Origin of the sequence: Streptomyces sp. NPDC007162 (assembly GCF_040634175.1) — a bacterium.
In the GTDB taxonomy this organism is placed as follows: domain Bacteria; phylum Actinomycetota; class Actinomycetes; order Streptomycetales; family Streptomycetaceae; genus Streptomyces.
This window is the reverse complement of the sequence record NZ_JBEYFC010000838.1, coordinates 1-2,567: the sequence shown is the minus strand read 5'-3', so window position 1 is coordinate 2,567 and position 2,567 is coordinate 1. Positions and strand designations below refer to the sequence as shown.

The following is a 2,567-nucleotide window of genomic DNA, read 5'->3' as shown; positions in this document are numbered from 1 at the left end:
TTTTGCCAATCGGAGTGATCGGCGGCTTGGCCTATGGGCTCCGGCTCAACCTAGTGCCGCGTAAGGCCACGTTTGCCCTTCGACGACGGCGCGTAGGCGCCGGTCGTCGGCGTGACGGTTTCGCCAGATGATGTAGCGGCGGATCATGCTTCCCTGCTCTTTGTGGCTGGCGTGGTCGGTGCCGTCGAGGGTGAAGTAGCGCAGGGCGACGCCGATATCCCGGGATCACCGCTTGCCGACTTCCTGGTCGGGCCTGCCGACCGCTCAAAGGGTGATCGGGCGCTCCCGTCCACCTTCCGGGGACAGGGAGCCTTCCCGGCCTGTCACTCAGTGGGGCTCGGAGTTTGCGATGCCGGGAGCAGGCAGCGCAGCAAGGACTCCTCCAGCTCGATCAGGATGGCTTCGCTGCTGGCTACGGGGCCCGGCAGGGTGCGCCACAGGACGAGCTGGCCGTGCAGGGCGGTCCACAGGTGGATACCCAAGTTCCGTGCCTCCGTCCGACGGCCGGGGGCCGCTTCGGCGAGGTAGGCGTCAGCCGTATCGGTCCACGCCTGGAGCACGGTTTGGATGGGGTGGTCGGTGGAGGGTCGACGCTCGGGCTCGTACTCCAGGCTGAACATCAGCCGGTAGCGGCGGGGCTTGTCGATGGCGAACCTGCGGTAGGCCCTGAGAGTGGCCCGCACACGCCCCAACGGGCTCGCGCCTGCCGTGGCGGCCGACTTGCCGGCCTCGCTCATCACGACGGCCAGTGTGCGGTAGGTGGCGTCGAGGACGGTGGAGACCAGGTCGGCCTTGTCCTTGAAGTGCCGGTAGACGCTGGGCGCGGAAATGCCGACCTCGCGGGCGACCCCGCGCAGGGAGAGTGCGTCCTCGCGCCCCGTCTCCTCCAGGATGCGGGTCGCCGCGTCGAGGATCTCCTGCCGCAGCCGCTCGCCTTCGCCCCGCGCGTTGGGTACCCGCTCGACCTGCGACTTCATGGCCTTCTCCTCGCTTCCCGCAGCAGCCTACCGACCCTCGGTGCCTCCTGTCGCCGGCGGTCGGCGCTTCGTCGGGTCCGACATCCGGGCTTCCGATTCCTCGATTAACGCTGTTAGCCTAACAATCCTTCGACTAACGGCGTTAACCGATGCTGGAAAGGCACAGTCATGACCTCGTCTCCGACCCTCCCCGCGTTTACGCTCACCCGCCCGCAGGCCGCGCCCCTGGACCCCCCGCCGCTGTATGCGCAGCTACGCGAGGAGCAGCCCATCACCCGTGTCTCCCTGTGGGAGGGACGGCTCACTGCGTGGCTGGTGACCCGCTGGGAGGACGCCCGGGCGGTACTGGGCAGCCCGGCGTTCAGCTCCGACCCGGCGCACCCCGCGCACCCACCTTCAGGGAAGGCCAGCCGCAGAACCCGCGCGGCTTCTTCGCGAGCCACGATGACCCCGTCCATGGGGCGATGCGGCGCACCCTGACCCGGGAGTTCATGGTCAAGCGCATCAACGAGCTGCGCCCGGCCATCGCCCGCCTGACCGACGAGCTCCTCACCGGCCTGACCGAGCTGAGCGGTCCCGCCGACTTCGTGGAGCACTTCGCGCTGCCGCTGCCGTCCCTGGTGATCTGCGAGCTGCTGGGTGTGCCCTACGAGGACCATCCGTTCTTCCAGGCGCAGTCGAAGACCCTCGTCGATCTGAACGCCCCGGCAGAGGAATCCGCCCGGGCGTTCGCCAACCTCGGCGAGTATCTGCTGGGCCTCGTGCGGACCAAGCGCACCACGCCCGGGAACGACGTGGTCACCCGTCTCGCCGCTCAGGTGGACGAGGACGTGATCACCGACCAGGACGCCGCCGACCTGAGCGCTTTCCTGCTGTTCGCCGGCCATGAGACGACGGCGAACATGATCGCGCTGAGCACCATCACCCTCCTCAACCACCCCGACCATGTACCGCACATCCTCGGCGGACCGGACCAGGTCGCGAGCGCGGTGGAGGAACTCCTGCGCTACCTGTCCATCGTGCACGGCGGACTGCGCCGCACCGCCGTCGAGGACGTCACCATCGGCGGCGTGACCCTGCACGCGGGCGAGGGCGTGATCGTTCCCGTCCATGTCGCCAACCGCGACCCGGAGTTCTTCTCGAACCCTGACGACCTGGACCTGGAGCGTGCCAACGTCCGCCAGCACCTGGCCTTCGGCTATGGCATCCACCAGTGCCTGGGCCAGCCGCTGGCCCGTGCCGAACTCCAGATCGTCCTGCCCGAGGTCTTCCGCCGGCTTCCCCATCTGAAGATCGCCGTACCGATGGAGGAGGTCGCCTTCAAGCAGGCCACCGCCGTCTACGGCGTCCGCGAACTGCCCGTCACGTGGTGACCGCAACCACCTGATCCCCCACCAAGAGCAGGGAAGAAACGTCATGAACAACGTCATGCGGGTAGAAGTCGACGTCCCCAAGTGCGTCGCCTCGGGCCAGTGCGTACTGCTCGCCCCCGACGTCTTCGACCAAGCCGTGAACGGACGGAGTTCCAAGAGCTTCGTCGACGAGGGGCGGCTCGACGCGATCCTCGCCACCATCCGGCCGCACGACCTG

Annotated in this window: 2 protein-coding genes and 2 pseudogenes; 3 read left to right on the top strand and 1 reads right to left on the bottom strand. The window is 68.2% G+C overall.

Going from position 1 to position 2,567, the window contains the following annotated elements:
* Nucleotides 1–323: 323 nt before the first annotated feature.
* Nucleotides 324–977, bottom strand: a complete 654-nt coding sequence (locus tag ABZ646_RS44725; RefSeq protein WP_360532994.1) for a TetR/AcrR family transcriptional regulator — start codon at nt 975–977, stop codon at nt 324–326.
* A gap of 464 nt (nt 978–1,441) precedes the next feature.
* On the opposite strand from ABZ646_RS44725, the gene ABZ646_RS44720 reads away from it, so the two are divergent.
* From ABZ646_RS44720 to ABZ646_RS44710, 3 genes and pseudogenes are all read left to right on the top strand, one after another.
* Entirely contained in the window at nt 1,442–2,350 is a 909-nt protein-coding gene (locus ABZ646_RS44720; protein WP_360532991.1) for a cytochrome P450, read from the top strand.
* 55 nt (nt 2,351–2,405) lie between these two features.
* Nucleotides 2,406–2,483, top strand: a pseudogene (locus ABZ646_RS44715) (ferredoxin); the annotation flags it as partial.
* Nucleotides 2,484–2,486: 3 nt separating this feature from the next.
* Nucleotides 2,487–2,567, top strand: a pseudogene (locus ABZ646_RS44710) (rhamnogalacturonan acetylesterase); the annotation flags it as partial.